A 19,108-nucleotide genomic window follows, 5' to 3' on the forward strand; every position below is an offset into this window, starting at 1 on the left:
TCAATTAAATATTTTAGTAAAATATTTAAGATCTTTCAAATTTAAAATTTAGTCATTAGAATCTAGACTTGCCAAAAAAGTGAGATTGTCTGTTAGTTCTTGTAAAGATTCGGACTTAAGGATTTCATCCATGTATCTAGCTATAAAGGAACCTGTAATGTTTGCATATTCAGGTTGAATTGATCGAAGAGGTTGCCCGCTACGGCTAAAAACCCCAGCCAGGATGGAAATTTCACCCGGAGTTGTAATAAATAAAGAAGCTGATCTATTTTGTTGAGTTGTGCCTGTTTTTCCAGCTATCATATCTCCTGACCAACCAATGGATTGAACTGTCGGGTGAAGTACTCCGGACGGATGTTCTACACTCTGAGACATTCCAAATACGATGTCTCTGGCTATATCTTCTTCCCACAACTTTTTCATCTTGGTCTCCTGATTAAGCTTCATCTGAAGTTGATTTGGGATGCTGCCTAAAGGCGGTACGAATGCATGTAGTACATGGAATAGATCGATGGGTCGTACTGCTTTTGGGCCCAAAAATGAGGCAGGGTTATCATCAAAATAACCCCTGAGAACCGTATCTGAAAGCTTGTTTCTCAATTCAGATGAAACCGGGCTAACTGCGATCTCTGCGACTGGCACATTTAAGGATGAACTTAGTGCTTCCAACACTGTCACATCTTTTATGTCTTGGGATAGCACTTGTGAATTTTCTACGTGCCAATTTCCATTTCTTTCTGTCGCGAAGATCCGGGGTTGTACGGGAACTTTTGTATAGAGTGTATTGCCCTGATTTAAAAATTCGGAGTATATCAGGGGCTTAAGTACCGACCCCGGTGCCCATACAGAAACTTGTGTAGCTTGGTTTGTGCCAAAAGGGTCAACGGAACCAATCATGGCGATGAGCTTTTGATTGTGTGATATGAGTATGAAGCCATCTGCGTCCGTGACACCTGTAATTGACATAACATCATCTGTCATTCCGAGAAGGGTATTCCTGGCTATGGAGCTTATGTCTGCATCCAATGTCGTTTGAATAATCTTTCTATCGCCAAACATTTGTGTCAGGTAAATATCAGCTTGTCTCATCGTCATACGCTGTTCAAATGCCCCATTGCTTACATGTATAGAAGGAATTTGAGCTGCTAATTGATTTATTTCAAAATCAGTGAAGATTCCGCTATCGGCAAGTCGGTTTACTACTGAGTTGTATCTTTGTTCAAATTTATCAGAGTTATTAATATAGGTGTTAGGGGCAGGAAGAATAGCGACCAGGGCAACCATCTGCTTAGTTGTTAGTTGGTTTAGTGATCGATTGAAGTATTCATAAGCTGCCTGGTGGAAGCCTTTCAGATCTCGACCCAGAAAGACGCTGTATGCGTAGAACTCTATCAATTCTTCATCTGTGTATTTTTTTCGAAGACCTGTAGCTATCAGGAGTTCTTTGACCTTACGAAGCAAGTTCCGCTCATAGTTGTCTAGAATAACGCCCCTTGCAAGCTGCTGAGTGATACCGCTGGTTCCTTTGGGTATTCGTTTGTGAAATACTCGGTCGAACATCTCTCGAAGTGTTCGAAAGTAATCGATGACAAAAACCCGTTTGAATCTATGATTTTCGGTGTAAATAAGTATTTCACTAAATGTCGCAGGCAGTCCATTTGGCGGTGTACCGGCATAAATAAGATCCCCTTCAGCCGAGCGGATTTCAGGCTTTGATTGGTAAAGTGCCAACAGAGAGTCGGCGTTCATGAAATTTTCTGCCGCTTTTTCTCCAATTAAAAGTTGTAATGCAGGTTTGGGTACTGTCAACATTGCAGCTCCCATCATTTGTTGAACAGGAGCAATTGGTGTTAAAAGTTCTGCTAAAATGAAAAGAGTAATCCCTATGACAAGAATTGTTATTGGATTTAAAGGGATTTGACCATTTTGGTGGGCTTTAGACCGGGGTTTTCTTTTATGCCCGTTTTTATTCGTGGCAGCCTTATTCAATGAATTTGTAAATGCACTTGTTGAAGAATTCTTTTCCTTAAACAATCTATATGTATCTCTTGCATCGTCGATGCTAAATTTGGAAGAATCCTTATTATTAATAGACGTGTTTACGATGTCTTCATGGTCGGCAATAGCTGCCTTCATTTCATTTTTTATGATTTTTCGTTTTGCTTTTTTTTCAAATCTGTCTTTTTCATTATTTAGTCTGATACTCCTGCTGTAATAACTTTCATTAAGCGCTTTCATGAAAAGTGGACTGATTTCAAATAGGAGAAAGAGTATTTTAAGTCCCCAACCCACACGCCAAAGAATTTCATCTTCCTGTTTTAGAGACTCTAAAACCTTTATGTTTTTTGCTAATCCCTGGTTTACATCTTCTTTTTTTTCACGAAATGCTTGACTGATTTCAGCCAGCACTTCTCTCTCTTTTGCCTCTTGATTAACAAGTTCAATTTGCAATTCATCTAGTTTAATCTGTACTGACTCAAGTCGTTTTTCGGCAGCATCGTATAAATCCCCTTTTCCTGGAATTCCGCTACCCCATCCTGCAACAATTTCTCCTGTTTCTTCAGCTTCCATACGGATTCTCTGGCGGTCTCTATCTTCTCTGTAGATGGATCGTATTTCTATAAGTTCTTCAATACGATCCTGGATGCGAGGAAGTCCGTATCGAATGGATAGACTTTCTCTGAGCTCTTCATTATAGATTCTTGTCTCTTCTTGAATGGCTTCATGGATGGGTTCTCGGTTGATTCTTAGCTCCAAAGGTATAGCGATAATAATGGCAAGTACCATTGCCAGTATAAGGCGTGGCAGAAGTGTCCATTTATTGAATTGACTTACAATAAAGCGGTCTAATGAAAAAACAAACGCAGAAAATAACAGACCTAGTGGAAGTGCAGAGTACACGCTTTCTGTAATGATGTAGGCTGCATATGTGCCAGAAATAAGGGCAAAGAAAGCGGTTAGAAAAACAAATATGCCAAGCTGCAACTGAATATTTCTTGAGGATTCGTAATGATCAGACGGCAGTTTTTCTAGTGCGGACTGATCAGTCATGCTGCACCATAGGAAAAAATCAGTAATGGGATTCATATCATCACTCATTTGAGTTTGTCTATCAGTTGATATTCTATTATCAACTCCTTACCCACATAAGTGATTAATCAATGGATACCGAATCAGTTGACCAGCATAATTATCTATTATCATTGCTTTGGGCCCACCTCACACGAATGTCCCCATGCAGTATCCAGCCGGCGGCATCGTCTTGCAGCCATGCCGGGTGGGTCTGTTGCAGCCATTGGAGTGTCTGCCCATACGCCTGTCCGGCGCTTTGGGGCCGGGTGAGCCACCTGCGGTAAAACTGTTCAGCTATGGCCCGGCTCCGGTTGTCATCAATGGGCCACAGGTAGCCAATCACGCAGCGCGCTCCGGCGGCCAGCAGCCCATAGACCAGTCCCATGACTTCATCGTTCAGGTCCCCCTCCCCGTAGGTCCCCTCACAGCTGCTCAGGTAAACCAGGTCGACCCCTGTCAGGTCAAGTTCCCCATCGAGCAGCTGCCGGGCGGAGAGGGTCTGCCCGTCCAGCTGGATGTAGGAGGCTGCCGGGTCGCTGCCGTCGTAGACCCCATGGGTAACCAGGTGCAGCACGCTGATAGTTTGGTCTTGAAGCTGCCGCCGCAGCCCCGGGAGCCTCATCTGTCGGCCTTGCAGCAGGATGGCCTCCGGTACCAGGGCGCTGAGCATGGTACACTCGTCCTCACCATGGTCTAGGCCGCTGTCCAGTGGTGGGCCGGCAATGAGCAAGCGTTTTGCTGAGGGAGTATCTTGGGGCTGTTTACCCGACAAATGTACGGCCAGGGAGAGTGCAGGGGTAATCCTGGTTGGTACCTGGCTGGCCAGCGGGCCGGGCTGCGGCTGTCCATCGTACCAGTGCACCGGCGCGGATTGCAGCGGGAGTACATGGAGCATTCCGTGGGGTTCAATCAGGATCTCGGTGGGCAGTTCTTCTAGCTCGTTTAGCTCGTCAATCCAGGGCTGCAGGATCCTATCGGCAGTGGTCTGTACCGCCCAGTGGTGCATCTTTTTACGGGCCATGGCAAGAAACCGGCCGCGCTTGGCCCGCAGTGATAAGTCTTTTGTGGCGCGCACTGCCGGCCAGCTAAAACTGCCCTGGTCCCAGTCGTCGGTGATGTTCAGCTCATCGGCGGTTTTCCACAACTGGTACTTGGCCTCTTCAAGCGTCTCATCCCACCAGGGTGGGTCGTCGCTTTGCTTGTCGCCAACAGGCGCATCGAAGTCCTGGTGGGTGAGGGGGCCTGCCTGCGTAAACGCATCCTGCCGGCTGCGGGTGCCCCACATAAAGGGCTCATCCTGGCTAGAGGTGGAACCACCGCGGGACATGTATTCTTCCAGCCACTGGGACCGGCTCAGGGCCAGGTAGAGCTGGCGGATGGTATCGTCGGGCAGGGAGAAGGATTTAACAGACAGAGGCAGCTCGCGGTCTTCTTGCACCTGCCACAGGGGTACCAGATAGACGACCAGCCGGTCGCGGCCGGTAAAGCTGTAGCTGACCAGCAGGGGGCGCCCGCCTAGATAGTTGCTCATCAGTGATCGTTTAAGCGACAAGGCCAGCTGCACAGGCTCAGCCACGACAGGGCAGGGCAGGGGGTACTCGCCGGAGCCGGAGTGGCCAAACCTGATTTGTTCGCTCAGGGTTCGCCCTTTGTGGCAGTGCCAGTGGAAGGCCTGCCGGAAGTCGGCGACCTGTTCGTGCAGCAACACTTTTTGAACCTGCTCGAATAAAATTGCATACGTGTTTTGCAAGGCTAGCCGCTCACCGGCCGTTGGAAGGCCCGCCCGATGGGTGTTGAACTCCTGCAGGGCCCGTAAAATGGTCTCGTGCGCAAGCTCATACCTACCAATAACAAGATATACATGACTTTGCACGCGTAAACTATTCCATTTCACCCCAAAAGCGTTCTGCGGATCCAGTTGCTCAGCCTGCTCAAGGCGCTGCAATGATTCAGACCATTTTTGAAGATTGGCAAGACACAAACCAAGCAAAAACGATGCCTTGGACAGTTGAGTGGTATATTGATGCGGGTTCAACGTTTCGAGCTGCTGGTAAAGCTTTTGGGCGCGACGGCAGGGCTCTTCTGCCTGGCCCCACTTGTTCTGATATACAAGGCACGCTCCTAAATAATCGGCCGCATTGGCAAGTTCGGTAGTGTATTGTCCCGATTTTGAAGATTCGAGCTGCTCATAAAGCTCTACAGCCTGGATGAGGGGCTCTTCGGCTTGATCCCAATTTTGCCGATTGCCAAGGCACACTCCTAGATTGGAAGCTGAACAGGCTAGATCGGTGGTATATTGACTAGGCATTAAAGATTCAAGTTTTTTGAAGAGTAGATATGCTTTTAAATCATAACTTTCTGATTCTATTTGTTTATTCAGTTTACTAAGATAAACTCCAAGTCTACCGTATGTATGAGCCAGTTTGCTAACAAATTCTCCAGGGTGTTTAAGTTCGAGTTTTTTATATAAAGTAGACGCCTTTAAAGTATAGATTACTGCCTTCTTATAAGTGCTTTTATAACCTAGATTCATGCCTAGACCGAAGTATGAATCAGCTAATTTATCGGTATACTTTCCATGATGCACCAACTCTAACTTTTCATACATATTACAAGCTATTCGATGGTAGGTTATAGCTTCCTCATAGTTATAAAGATCAGTATTACACGAACCCAAATTGTATGCGGTTCTTGCCAAATCAGAGGAAAATTGACCTGGCAAGGTCACCTCCAATTTTTTATAAAGTTTAAATGAAACAAGATTAAATCTGTTGGATTCTTTATATAGACATTTTCTACCTAAATAAGCTCCAATCCTTCCGGATACACTTGCTAGCTCATTAATAAATTTTCCCCCGTTTAGATATTCTAGCTGTTCATACAAAGTGTATGCTCTTCTTGCATATGTTTCTGCCTTGTTATAGTTATTTTGTTTAGCACCACATTCTTCTAAAATTCTAATTACATTAGTTAAATCAATGATATGTTGCCCTGGATTCGAGGATTCGAGCTCTTCGTAGAGCTTTAAGGCGTTCAACATGGTTTCTTCGGCTTGGTCCAACTTGCTCTGGCCGAATAGACACACTCCAAGATTGTGGACCGCATTTGCAAGTTCGGTAGTGTATTGTCCCGATTTCGAAGATTCGAGCTGTTCGTAGAGATTTACGGCATGTCGACATGGCACTTCGGCTACTTTCCAGCATTTTAGATTTAGTATTGAAAAACCAAGCCTTGAAGCAATATCAGCAAGTTCTACAGTGAAATAGATGCCGTAGTCAACTATCAAGTCTGAAAGAGTTCTAGAAACTAATAAATAACTCTGTTCATGGTCGATCAACTGTTTAAATATATTTTTAATGGTATATGCAGGAAGATCATTTTTTGAAAAGCTAGAATGACTTCCCGAACTAAAATTTCTTAAGATAGTCACCCAGCATTGGTGGGCAATCCAAAATCTGGAGGCATTGATTGCACATGAACTCAGGAAAATTAAATATGTTAAGTATTTAGAGTTTTCTTTGATAGAAAGATTTTTAGTTGAGGTTTGAAAAACATTGTCTAATAATAGGGCAACCTCTTTCTCAAATTGATTTTCCGGATTTTTCAGGACTTCTTCGATATGGTTAAGTAGTTTCATGGACCTACTGAGTAAATCAGTTTTTTCGGAATTTTTTAATTCATTAATAATGAGCTGTAGCCTGCTTAGTATATTGGGTTGCAATGTCCAGACCCACAGGTTCGGATCATTACTCAAATCCTCGAGAAGTGCGACCTCTTTACCCAGGTTTCTTACTTCCATAATAATTTGGCCGGCTTTTTAATCTTGCTTTGATTTTGTACTAGCTTAATAGGACGATTTAACGTAGTAACCTTTCTTTTTTGAACCAAAAACCTTGTCACTTTTTGCCAAATGTGTGTTAGAATATTTGCTGAATTCTTTGCCCCAGCCATATTTTTTCCGTCAGAAGGATTTTTTTGAAGGGTGGGTGTTGATGATCCAGATCTGTCTTTTGTTATCTGATGGGACGTAATTTTTTGAGGATTTATATTTTGTAAGAGTTGTTTCCGTTCACACCAGGGGCAGTCACGTAGGTGTTCACCAAAAATATGTTTTTTGTTTTCACTGCAACTCTGCAAGTAAAGTTCGCTTGTATCTAACTCTTCTCTCCACTCGTTTGCAGTTGGTCGAATAGATGGATCATGAGAACCATCTCGAAAACAGCGGATAAATAATTTTTGAATATGTGGGTCGAGCATTTCAAAAGGAGGACTGCCTGAACGAGGCTTGTATTCCTGTTTTCTCTCAGGATCGTACGTCCAATGCTTTTGCTTTATGTTATGTGCTACATTGGCCTCTCCATTTCCATATTTGTACGACCCTGAAAAGGGATGCATACCTTCCATGAGTAATTGAAAAAAAAGTACGGCCATCGAAAATGCATCGTGCTTTGTACCCCCGTTAAAAGATGCGTAGTTTTTATTCTGGTGCTCCGGAGGTGTATAATCCGGAATACCGACCCTGCAAGTATAAATTTTACCGGTTGACGGATCTCTTATTTCAAAAGAATCACAATCGATCAGAGTTACCAGAGCGTTCTTTTTGACTAAAATATTACTCATGTTTAGATCGCCTACTGCGAAACCATTACTATGTATTTCTTCAATTGCAGAAGCAATATTCCGGCAAATTCTTATTTGTGTTCGGTAATTTGCATGTGCATGCTGCTGTTTCCTGGATTTAGGAAGAAGATAGGAAAATGCAGAACTTCCTTCGGCGAGTGGCATTATAAATCCAACTGTCATTCCATTTTCGTTTACCACAAGGTCTTTAGGCCATGCTATGCTGTGATGTCCCATAGTCGCCATTGGATCGTTGGGAGGATTATGAATCATCACATTTAGTTTATTTGCTCTATCCTGAATCACTTCGTGATAGATTTTAGCAACGGTATTCTTTTCGTTTTGTAGGCGATAAACACTTCCCTCACCTCCTCGCAATAGAGTTGACGGGTCTAGATGTAATCTTGTTCCAGTTGATTGGATCCAAAGCGATTTCATTCTGATAGTGCTATCTTATCATTTTAATTCTGAGCCATATCGTCTGTTAGCTTAGAAGAGATACCTCCTGCCACCAGAATGCAGCAATCATCAAATGTTCTCGATTGTACTCTATTCGAGCGAAGATATTTTTCTAATTCGAGATTATCTCTTTGTTCATTATTGCTTACACTTGCGATCCGGATCAGTGGATTTAAAAATGATTGCCGGGGTTCCTTTTCCTTTTTATCAAATGCGATACGCGCCAATCCATCTGTGAATAGGCAAACACCGTTAATTGGTTTCTGTACAAAGCCGGATTGGATGACTTTCAAGGCATCCTCTGACGTAATAAATGTGGTAATATTTGCAAATTTACTATGATCTTCTGTAAGCTGATGAAGTTCATAATCAGTGTTTTTATGATTTGAGTCAATAGCTGTCTGTACAACGATACCTCCATCTCCAACTTGGCCATAAGCCACGAAGTGCTCAGTTGCAACAATGATGAGCAATGTTGTGGCAAATGCATCCATCGTAATCTGTAATGAATTCGCTCCATTGTTTAGATAGTTTGTACGGTCCTGAATATGGTTTATGGTTTCTGAGAAACATTGATCTATAAGTTCCTTCCATTCCCGTCCTGCATCCTGTTTTTCAGACTCTGGCCAGAGGTCTATTACACTACTGAGCCATGTAACTGCAAACTTCGTTGCCCATCGTGAACCTACAGAAGAAAATGGAGCCGAGTTCGACCCGGCACCATCTGCAACAGCTGCAATCAATGTCCCATTATCTATATGATTGTAGTAGAAGGCATCTTCATTTGGTTGCCCCTCATTGTGGTATGATCCCTTTTGTGAGGCTGCTAAAACATGAAATTTTGGATTCGAACTCATTTTTGTATTGTGTTTGGTTCGTGATTTAAGCTGTAATTGGTTTAAAGCAATTAGCAGGCGGCAAAGCCAAGGTTTGTCCAGGCTGTGAGGAGCTAATTATCGTCACTGATCTGCTGATGAATTCAAACATGGCTTTGAAATCCATATTCATTAATTCAACAACCGGTTGATTCACTGCAAATGCCTGCAGTGCATTGAAATTCGCAGTTGCAGTTCCAACAGGAAAGAAAGTACAAATGTCATTTACGGCATGTACTTTTTTGACAGCTATATCCATCATGGTCGGATTTTTTGGTTCCTGTTGACCATCAGTGACTAGAAAAATGATTGATTTATAATAATCAAGACCACTAGCGTCATATGCTTCCAGACGATTTTTCAAAGAATCCACTCCTTGGTTTATAGCCTCAGCTAGTGGAGTTAAACCTGAAGCTTTTAAAATGGGTGGTGTAAAATTGTCGATCGTTGTAAAATCCTGAAGTACGTTAACCATTCCGCCAAAAGTAATAATCTGAGGTTCTACTACGAATCGCGCGATCTCATTTTTCATAATTTCACTCTTAAGTATCTTAAGGCCTTCGTTAAGTTCATCAATAGCCTTGACACCATCGAATCTTCCATTCATGGATGATGAAGTGTCAAGAATCAGGATTAGTGGCAACCTTTTCCCATAACCTAAATCAGCACCTTCATTTACTTCGTTGAATCGGCTATCCAGTTCGTGTTCATTACTTTCCAGATCTTGCGGATATACATCGATGTAATCATTCTTACCAGGCATAGTTGTCACCATTTATTTGATATTGTGAGTATTCACTGAAAATCAATACCACCTTACTTTTGTATTAGTGGGTTAGCATTTCAGGGATATTTACTAGGAAGAGTAAACAAGAGTATGATTGCGTATCAATCAGGCTTAGGATTATCTGGTCAATTCAAGAAGAGTCAGATCTATGTAGTAAAAAATAGTTAGGCCATCCTGCCTTAACTGTACAGAACGGCCTATAAATTTGACCGGGTATCGAATTAATTCAGCTAGTATCTTTTTGGCTTGAATTAATTCAACAAAATAATTTCCAAATTTGTATCTCGATTCTACCGGTCTGAGATGATTCTGGAATGTTCAAGGACAAGCAACGCCAATAGACGAATGATAAGATGATTGTTGGCATTGTTTGCAACGTCAGATGCAAGATCACAATCAGTTATAATTTTTTTGATCTCTGATATTTCATGTTGCTGCAGTCTACTGATCATTGGTTGAAATTTCTCTACATATTCAGCTACGGATATATTATATGCCACATTCCATTCTGCAAATTCATCATGAATCTCAATATTGCCGGAGTTTTCAATCTCACCAAGACAAAATAGTGAATACTGATAGAGTTGAAGATGTATCTGCTGTATAACTTCTTCTCTCAACTGCCCAACCATTAATGATGCATAACATAATTGATGTCTTTGCTCATCAAAACTGAATCCATCATATATTGCAAGAGATTCTTTCATTTCGATATCATTTATCCTTAGTTCGTGTCTCAGTTTTGTTCTTTTGGTCTCCAGTAACTGCATTTTCAATGCAATGCGGAAGAAATTTTCTATTATGTTTGTTGTGTCCTCTGTAAATCGGTGTACACATGAATTTGTTTTATTTTCAAATTCTGCCGCTTTAATGATCTGATTTTTCCAGTTTTTTGTTACGGCCTTCAATTTAGGATCTCTTATTTCAATTGATTTAATAACATTATCCAATAACTCTTCGATACTTGTTAGATTATTATCCTTCATAATATTCACCATTAATTGATTTTATTTATTTTTATGAATTACTAAACTGATTCAATTCAGATACCATTTTTGCGAAATCTCTTAATGGTTTTGATAAGCTTTTATCTTTTGATGAAGTAACAGCAACCTTTTTATTGTTAATTATGTGCAGTAAAGTGTCCCTAGTTTGATTTGGTTTAATAGAGAATTCAATTTCAATTTCATTTAAATAGCTTGAAACTTTATTTGTATCTAACAGTTGAGTAATCAAATCAACGCAATAATTTTCTTTTTTTGCCCCGGCTAGGTCAAGTGTGTAATCAATAAGCTCTTCGTAAAGTCTTATTTGTTTTTTATTATTCAGCTTACCAATAAAGAGCCCTCCTAAAACTAGTTTATTTTTCCTATCAAGAAGCGATCCTTGTAATTCAAAATGTTCAATCAAACTAGACATAGTTTTTTCAAGGTCAGCTTTCATTGATATAAGCTTGGATTCCAGTAGTCGGATTTGAAGCTCCATTAAAAGATATTTGGACACCATGTAAATACTTTCATTATCGAAATCGACTATTTTATCGTAAAGTAAAGATTCATTGATCTGTGCTACTTTTTCAGATTTCCAACGATCAATAGTTGGCTGAAGACATGGATGTTTAGCAACTTCGTTTGCCACTTTTTCTAATTCGATAATTTCATCAGCAAGTCTTTCTATTGTAAATTTCTTATATGCTTTCATAGTATTTTCTATTCAGAGTGATATACAATTGATGATGTTTGATTGAATCTGTTTGTCCTGTTGCTACCTTTTAGAGGAAAGATCAATCTGCTACCGTATCACTTGAATTAAAAAAGTACAAAGTGAAACTAGTTGGCTGCTTTTTTTTAGCCAAAAGGTCTGTCACTAACATAGTGTCTACTGGATAGATCAATCAGCCTTGAAAGAATCGTTTATATTCACACCGAAAGACAATGATACAGTCTTTACTTAACTAGATTGAATTAACTCTCTCCCGATACTCTTGATTAAACTAAGCTAGTTTGGCCTCTAGATCAGAAATACAATTTGATACTATAGTTGTTTAAAATTGCTATATGGTCAATAGTCATCACAAAGAAGGTACCTAGGTTGTAGCTTATCACAATCATTTATATCACTTACAATATGGTCATTTGGTAGTGAGTAAGAAATACGATGTATTATTACAATTTTGTATTAAAAGTCGAATGGCTCATCTAAATAGATCAGAAGAATTAGACTGTAAACTTAATTTAATCTGACAAAATTATTTTGAGGATGGTGAACTCATGTGATACGCAATTTAGACAAATATTGCTTACGTAGTAAAGTTGACAATTAACCTTGTATCGAAATTGTCAAGTAAATCAACATCTATCCTACAATGCTAGAGAAACTAAATAACAATCATCTAGTAGAATATCTGGCTAAAATTGAACCTAAAGTTTCTGGTGATACTACTTTAGATTTGTTTATGAATCAGCAACGACAACCTAAGATCAGCTCGGACAATTTAGGTATAAAACTATTTGAGCATTTTTATGACATTAAAAATATGATGCTTAGCTATGATCACCGATCAAAAGAAATGATAAATACGTTAAAATTTCTACTAGGTGACGACAAAATTATTTCTAAAAACTTTATTTCTAACATCATATTGTTTCTTCCATTCCTTAGGAGGAAAAATATATGTGTAGATCATAATAACCCACATTATATTTTAGAACAAATTGTAGTAAAATATAAACCTCCAGCTTTTTTGTATTCAGTTTGGGATCAGCCACTGGATGTTCGAAATGTCAAATGGTTAATTTGGTTTGTATGTCTATCACAGGGCGCAAGTCTAAAAAAAGTTTCGAAGTTATTTAATTGGAGTTACCCTGTTAAGCTGCAAAAACACTTATATCATGTACCTGCACATTATGATACATATTATGGAGTGCTTTTTGCTTGGATAATGTATAAGAGTGGTAGTATAAGGGATGCTACTCTAATAGTGGATTACCCTTTTTTTTCACATGGAATTGATCTCACGGAACCAAAAGAAAATGACACATTTATATCGTACTGGCATAGTTTTATTAATTGGCTACTGAAACAGAGTAGTAAATTAACAGATGCTGAATTGTATAGCTTACTTCACTTTAGTGAAATCATTTACAAGAATGAGTCTCAAGTTTCAAGAGGGAATATCACTTGGAAGGGCAGGTCAGCAAAAAAAATGATTGAGGAGTACCAGAGGTTATTAATGAATTGTGATTATAAACACCCATATCTGCATTGGGAAAAAAGGTTCAAGAGTTGGTTTACTGAGACAAATGATGGAGATGTATGGTCTATTGAAGAAATCGACAGCAGTTTACAGTTAAAAGAAGAAGGAGAGATTATGCAACACTGTGTATTTGATCATTTAAATGAAGTGCTTAATGATCAAATTTCGGTATTTTCGCTAACTAGGAATAAAGTAAAGCAAATCACTATTTCTTATTCACTAGATCACTTTGATATACTACAAATTCGTGGGAAGAGGAACAGGGCACCAAACAAAAAGGAAAAGCAAATAATCGGTTTATGGCTTGAACAATTAAATTCTAATTAAACATCCTTCAGCACGTATCTCTTTTTCTTATCAAGTGAGATTTGGCCGGATTTTTTGTAGAGGGAGTGGTAGAAGAACATCACTGCTTTTTCTTTTAGAGCCTGACGCAGGAGGATTGTTTTGGCTTTTTTGGACTGGAGTGGGTCCAGATCTACCATCTTCATGGAGTAGTGGTTAAGGTGGTATTCGGTGGGGATCAGGTCGCCCATGTAGTAGCCGGCTTTTTCGCTGCTTTCGATTTTAACGATCAGGTGACCGGGAGTATGTCCGCCGGTTTTCATCAGGGTAATGCCGGGGATCAGCTCGAAAATGTCGTTCTCCATGAATGTGAACCGCTCTTCGGCGGCCAGCCTGTAGAGCTCATCCAGCCGGTATCCGGCACCTTTTACGTTTGTGCCCTGTTCCGACTCGGTCAGTGCGTGCTCCCATTCCAGCCGGTGCAGATGGTATTTTGCATAGGGAAATACGGCACAGGTTTTGATATGCTGATCAACGAATGTGCAGCCTGCGGCATGATCGTAGTGCAGGTGGCTGAGGATTACGTGGTGGATATCCTCCGGACGCAGGCCGAAGATGTTCAGATTGGTCACCACATTGGAGGTATCGCGGTAACGGCTGTTGTAATCGAGTCCCCAGCCAAGGCCGGGATCCACCACAATATTGGTTTCACCGTTGGTAATCAGAAGGGGATCAATGCCCAGTGCAGAGGAGTACCTGCCGAGCGAGGGGTCGTCGGCCGCATGACGGATGCGACCGGGATCCATCTTTTGAAAGGTACCGTCTTCGAACAGCTCAAAAAAACCTTCGCTGAGCTGTTCTATGGCAAAATCGCCGATCTGCATAAAGGATTTTGTTGTGTGATGATGATATCTGGTCAGCCTTGCGTCAGACCTGAATTAACTATAATCAAAAACCGGGGCTAATGGCAAATCAAGTTCTATGTCAGAATTCTTAATGAATTATCAAGTGGCTGAAATAGAATTGATGCAATTTAAATAGCTTGTGATCTCTACATAATGAGTCAAAACCACCCCCTGCCCCTCCTTAAAAAGGAGGGGAGTCTATTTGCCTTCTATCTGATCCTGAATTCACCCAATGCTTATTCCCTAATCAATCAATATCAATTCTGATCGGCAGCAATGCCCAGTTCATGCCGAGCGGCTGGCTGAGCAGCATCTGCACATCGGTCAGATCGTTTTTGGCCTGCTGTGGAATCCAGCTGGTCAGCATCGCTTTCATCTGTGAATTTGCGGAACCGAACAGCGCCTCATAGATATCCTTTTTCTTTGGGAAGGTCTCGACACGGTAGGCCTCAACCTCCGCCATTTCGGCCGCTACCTCGATGGCACGGTCCACGTCTCCGAGAAGATCCACCAGGCCTACTTCAAGAGCGGCGGCTCCTGTATACACGCGCCCACGGGCGATCACATTTACCTCGTCTCGTGTCATGCCGCGGTTCTCGGCCACACGCGCCAGAAAGGCTTCATAGCCGTTTTCGATCGACTCCTGAATAACAGACCGCTCGGAGGGCGTAAAGGAGTCCGAAAGGTCGTAAAGATCGGCATATTCATGGGTTGTGAGCGTTTCATAGTCGATACCGATCTTGTCATCAAAAAACTCTTCAAAGTTGAAAAGCAGGTTGAAGATCCCGATCGATCCTGTGATCGTGTTCTCGGCCGCCATCACCGTGTCGGCTCCCATCGCCATATAGTATCCGCCGGATGCGGCAACGGACCCCATGGATGCGACAACCGGCACCTTTTCAGAAGCTGTTTTCAGATGATGCCAGATCAGGTCGGAAGTGGTGACCGCTCCGCCCGGGCTGTTGATGTGTACTACAATCGCTTTCACATTATCGTCATCCAGGGCGTCATCAAGCTGTTTTTTGACGCTTGATGCGGTGATACCGCTTGTGTTTCCGAACGGGTTGTCGGGCAGGTTCGGCAGGATAGCGCCGCTGGTATAGATCACGGCAATCTTGTCCTGCGTTTCGGGCATCTCCACCCCGGCACTGGCATAACTTACGCGTCCGTATCGGCCGAAGGAGACGGTTGTCAGGTCATCGTCCTCTTCCACGCCAATACGCGCCTTGATCATCGCTTCCACTTCATCCTCAAACGCAATGGCGTCAATCAGTCCGTTTTCGAGCGCAAAGTTGACGCGGTCAACTGGAGGGGTATTCAGCAATTCATTGACCTCTTCAGCACTGTAGCCCGTTCGCTCCATCACTGCATTGACAAACGTATCGGTCGCTGCGTTGAGGATCTCACGGGTTTGCTGCCTGCTTTCCGGAGAGCTTGAGGTATTAGTAAACGGCTCCACGGCAGACTTGTATTCACCCACCCGGAAAATTTCCGGCTCAATGCCGATCTTATCCAGCATGTCGCTGTAGAAGGTGAACTGTGCCACGAATCCGTCGAACTGGAAACCGGTTTGAGGAGGCGAAAAGATGCTGTCGGCCGTGGTTGCCAGAAAATAGGACTGTTCATTCATGCCGATATCGTCGGTGCTGAAATAGAGCGGCTTTCCGCTCTCTTTGAAGTCAGTAAAATATCCGCGGGCCGTTTCCAGGTTTGCCCACGAGGAGCCTACAAGGTTTGTTTTTACCCAAACAGCCTCAATATTGTCATCTGCGGCGGCTTTTTTTAGAGTGCTCTTCAGTGTTTCCAAAGAAAATCGTATACCGGCCTCCGGATTGAAAAGTTCGTCAACCGGATCTTCAACAGCCTTGGCAGGGATGCCGCCGGGCAGGTTGATGGTCAGTACGGTGTTTGAGCGGATATAGGGTTCGGGTTCGGCTGAACTGCTCACCAATGTTGCGAACAAAATCAGTACCAGAATCAAAATACCCAATATGGTTCCCAGAATGGAGGCCAGAAATGTCTTGAAAAATTGCATTATAGATCAGATTACTTGTTAAATTTACCCCGCGTGAATGAGAGCGGCGCCGCATGTGTTGGTTAAACTTACTAAAACCAATAATTCATTCCACGAATTTTTATCTGTACGAAATATGAAACAATTTGATTCACTCATTATCGGTTCAGGACACAACGGCCTGGTTACCGGTTGCTACCTGGCCAAAGCGGGAATGAAAGTTGGGGTACTGGAACGGCGCGACACCATCGGCGGAGCCGTCTGCACGGAAACCATGTTTCAAAGCGAGGAAAACCCGAATGGTTTTCGAATGGACGTGGGATCCTCTGTTCATATCATGATCCATCAGACCGGTATTATCGAAGAGCTTGGCCTCACGGATTACGGGTTGGAGTATATCGAGATGGACCCTTTCATGAGCTATCCGGTGCCGGACGGGAAAGGGGTGATCCACTTTCACAAAGACCTGGACCGAACGCTGGAGTCCATTGCAGCTGTAGCCCCGGAGGATGTAGCCAATTACAAGGAGTTCATCGATTTCTGGGGACGGATCAATCGCGGCGTGCTGAAAGCGTTTATGGTGCCGCCTACGGGGAAGAATATATTCACCGAAATGGCCAAGGGGCAGATCCGTGACGGGTCGATGTTCAAAAAAGGGGAGCAGATCGACGGGCTGCAGAAAATCCTGGGCAGCTACGGGGGCGTGGTGGAGAAATCTTTCAAAAACCCTTACCTGAAAGCGGCCCTGACCTGGTTTGCCGCTCAGTCGGGCCCATTGCCCGACCAATCCGCCACGGGCGATTTTGTGGGCTGGCAGTCGATGCTCCATGAAAGCGGCGCAAAGCATCCGAAAGGTGGGAGCGGTATGCTTACCCAGGCAATGAAAAACCTCATTGAAGAGTACGGCGGCGAGGTGATTGCGGATTCTCCCGTCAAAAAAATTGACATCGCAGACGGAAAAGCGAGGGGCGTGGTTACGGAAAATGATGACTACTACAAGGCAGACCTGATCGTTTCCAACGCGCACGTGCAGACCACCATGATGAAACTGGTTGGCCGTGAACACCTCGATGCTTCCCTTTTTACAAAGGTGGAGAATATTCAGGTGGGCAACGGGTTCGGTATGGTGATCCGCTGCGCGGTGGAGGAGCTGCCGGAGTATACAGCCGCACCCGGTGATCCGCTGATTCACAACGGCATGCAGCTGCTGGCCCCGTCGGTCGGGTACATGAACCGCGCCATCGGTGATTATATGAAAGGGAATCCGCCGGAAGAGCCGGCTGTCCTCGCGATGACCTTTTCCAAAATCGACCCTGAAGTGGCCAAAGACGGGAAACACACCCTCTTTGCCTGGGCCCAGTGGCATCCGTATGAACTGTCGAACGGCCGGAACTGGGATAACATCCGCGAACGGGAAGCGGACAAGATCTATGGCGTGGTGGAGAGATACGCGCCCAACATGAAGGGGAAGCTGATCGACCGCTACATTCAATCACCGCTCGATATCGAGCGCAAGCACGGACTGCTGCGCGGTAACGTAATGCACGTGGAGATGAATTTTGACCAGATGTTCATGTTCCGTCCGGTTCCGGAGCTGAGCCGGTACGAAACCCCTATTGAAAACCTCTATCTTTCCAGCGCATCCTGTCATCCTGGCGGCGGGGTATTTGGAGCCGCCGGGTACAATGCGGCACAGGTGATATTGAAAAAAGGAACTAAAAAATTCTTTGGGAGCAAAAGGTGAAAAATCATTTCCCGGATTCGCACGCAGAGATCCATCTTGGAACCATCCTCAACAACCTGCGCACCATTCACAAGAGAGCAGGTACGGAGAAAGTGTTTGCCGTTGTGAAGTGCGATGCCTACCGGCACGGCGCCGTACGCGTATCGCGTCACATTGAGGATGCTGCTGACTGGTTTGGCGTGGCAAGCGTGGATGAGGGGATTCAGCTTCGGATGGGAGGCCTTAAAAAACCGATCCTGGTCTTCAATGTTCCGGGGTATGACACGGCGGCGGCCTACCATACACACAACCTCACAGCGACGGTCAGCCATAAAACCCATTTTGATACTCTCATGGACGGCACACGATATCAGCTCAATTTTGACACGGGGATGGGACGGTTCGGCTTTATGCCGGAGGATGCAGCAGACGTGCGGCAGCTGGCCGTAATGAATCAGCGGCTCTCCTGCAGCGGGATCTATTCGCACTACGCCACCGCCGATGATCCCGGCTCCGATTTTGTTCGTAAGCAGTATGAACGATTCAGCAACATCACAGAGCTCTTCAAAGAGATCCCGCTCCGCCACATGAGCAATACGGGAGCTGTCGCAAATTATGATATCGGTCATTTCAACATGGTCCGCACCGGGGTCGGGATGCTTGGGTATAACTCCGGTGAGAAGCGGTATGACTGGCTGAAACCGGCCCTTACATGGAAAACCCGCATTGTGCAGATCCGCAAAATCAAAAAGGAAACACCGGTGAGCTACTCCTCAACCTGGAAAGCACCGCAGGAGGGGTACCTGGCAACCATTCCCGTTGGATATGGCGACGGCATTCCGCGATCACTCAGCAACAAGCTGAAGGTGTGGATTGACGGTGAGCTCTATCCGCAGGTGGGGAATGTAACCATGGACAATATCATGGTTTTTTTGGGTGAAAAACAGCTTCCCGCAGAGACGGAAGTGACGCTGCTGGGCGGTGAGGGATGGAATGCACACGACTGGGCGGAAAAAGCGGGAACCAACGTGCATGAAATTCTGACCAACATAACCGGCAGGGTAGAGAAAATTTACGGTGAATCCTAAAATTCCGTATGATCTGACGGAGTG

The 19,108-nt window shown here is 43.7% G+C and carries 12 protein-coding genes; 3 read left to right on the plus strand and 9 right to left on the minus strand.

Translation table 11 applies throughout. The features are described 5' to 3' along the window. Nucleotides 1-48: 48 nt before the first annotated feature. The 7 genes from DDZ15_RS11135 to DDZ15_RS11165 all read right to left on the minus strand — a co-directional run bounded on the left by DDZ15_RS11135 (nt 49) and on the right by DDZ15_RS11165 (nt 11,514). Complete coding sequence (locus DDZ15_RS11135; protein WP_109647158.1) at nt 49-3,099, minus strand: DUF4407 domain-containing protein; 3,051 nt, start codon at nt 3,097-3,099, stop codon at nt 49-51. Nucleotides 3,100-3,190: 91 nt separating this feature from the next. After that, nucleotides 3,191-6,871 (minus strand): CHAT domain-containing protein, encoded by a 3,681-nt coding sequence (locus tag DDZ15_RS11140; RefSeq protein ID WP_109647159.1) that lies wholly within the window; start codon nt 6,869-6,871, stop codon nt 3,191-3,193. After that, the gene (locus tag DDZ15_RS11145) at nt 6,862-8,130 is read right to left on the minus strand and encodes a helix-hairpin-helix domain-containing protein (protein WP_109647160.1); all 1,269 of its coding nucleotides are present in this window, start codon (nt 8,128-8,130) and stop codon (nt 6,862-6,864) included. The genes DDZ15_RS11140 and DDZ15_RS11145 overlap by 10 nt, the downstream gene beginning before the upstream one ends. Nucleotides 8,131-8,153: 23 nt before the next feature. Then, nucleotides 8,154-9,008 (minus strand): PP2C family serine/threonine-protein phosphatase, encoded by an 855-nt coding sequence (locus DDZ15_RS11150; protein ID WP_109647161.1) that lies wholly within the window; start codon nt 9,006-9,008, stop codon nt 8,154-8,156. A 25-nt stretch (nt 9,009-9,033) separates the two neighbouring features. Beyond that, nucleotides 9,034-9,789, minus strand: a complete 756-nt coding sequence (locus tag DDZ15_RS11155; RefSeq protein WP_109647162.1) for a vWA domain-containing protein — start codon at nt 9,787-9,789, stop codon at nt 9,034-9,036. 314 nt (nt 9,790-10,103) lie between these two features. Beyond that, on the minus strand, nt 10,104-10,799 hold the full coding sequence (locus DDZ15_RS11160) for a hypothetical protein (protein ID WP_146198576.1): 696 nt from the start codon (nt 10,797-10,799) through the stop codon (nt 10,104-10,106). A gap of 31 nt (nt 10,800-10,830) precedes the next feature. Then, nucleotides 10,831-11,514, minus strand: a complete 684-nt coding sequence (locus tag DDZ15_RS11165; protein WP_109647164.1) for a hypothetical protein — start codon at nt 11,512-11,514, stop codon at nt 10,831-10,833. A gap of 664 nt (nt 11,515-12,178) precedes the next feature. Between DDZ15_RS11165 and DDZ15_RS11170 the strand changes: the two genes are divergently transcribed. Next, on the plus strand, nt 12,179-13,396 hold the full coding sequence (locus DDZ15_RS11170; protein ID WP_109647165.1) for a PcfJ domain-containing protein: 1,218 nt from the start codon (nt 12,179-12,181) through the stop codon (nt 13,394-13,396). Here DDZ15_RS11170 and DDZ15_RS11175 read toward each other — a convergent pair. Both DDZ15_RS11175 and sppA read right to left on the minus strand, forming a co-directional pair. Next, nucleotides 13,393-14,238 carry an MBL fold metallo-hydrolase gene (locus tag DDZ15_RS11175; RefSeq protein ID WP_109647166.1) on the minus strand — a complete coding sequence of 282 codons (846 nt, stop codon included), beginning with the start codon at nt 14,236-14,238 and terminating at the stop codon, nt 13,393-13,395. The genes DDZ15_RS11170 and DDZ15_RS11175 overlap by 4 nt on opposite strands. Before the next feature lie 268 nt (nt 14,239-14,506). Continuing rightward, on the minus strand, nt 14,507-16,294 hold the full coding sequence (sppA, locus tag DDZ15_RS11180) for a signal peptide peptidase SppA (protein ID WP_109647167.1): 1,788 nt from the start codon (nt 16,292-16,294) through the stop codon (nt 14,507-14,509). A 115-nt stretch (nt 16,295-16,409) separates the two neighbouring features. Between sppA and DDZ15_RS11185 the strand changes: the two genes are divergently transcribed. Beyond that, nucleotides 16,410-18,017 (plus strand): phytoene desaturase family protein, encoded by a 1,608-nt coding sequence (locus DDZ15_RS11185; RefSeq protein ID WP_109647168.1) that lies wholly within the window; start codon nt 16,410-16,412, stop codon nt 18,015-18,017. Next, nucleotides 18,014-19,084: an alanine racemase gene (gene alr / locus DDZ15_RS11190; protein ID WP_158278687.1), complete on the plus strand. Its 1,071-nt coding sequence runs from the start codon at nt 18,014-18,016 to the stop codon at nt 19,082-19,084. Before DDZ15_RS11185 ends, alr begins: the two co-directional genes overlap by 4 nt. Nucleotides 19,085-19,108: the final 24 nt, after the last annotated feature.

This window comes from Rhodohalobacter mucosus (assembly GCF_003150675.1).
Classification (GTDB): Bacteria; Bacteroidota; Rhodothermia; order Balneolales; family Balneolaceae; genus Rhodohalobacter; species Rhodohalobacter mucosus.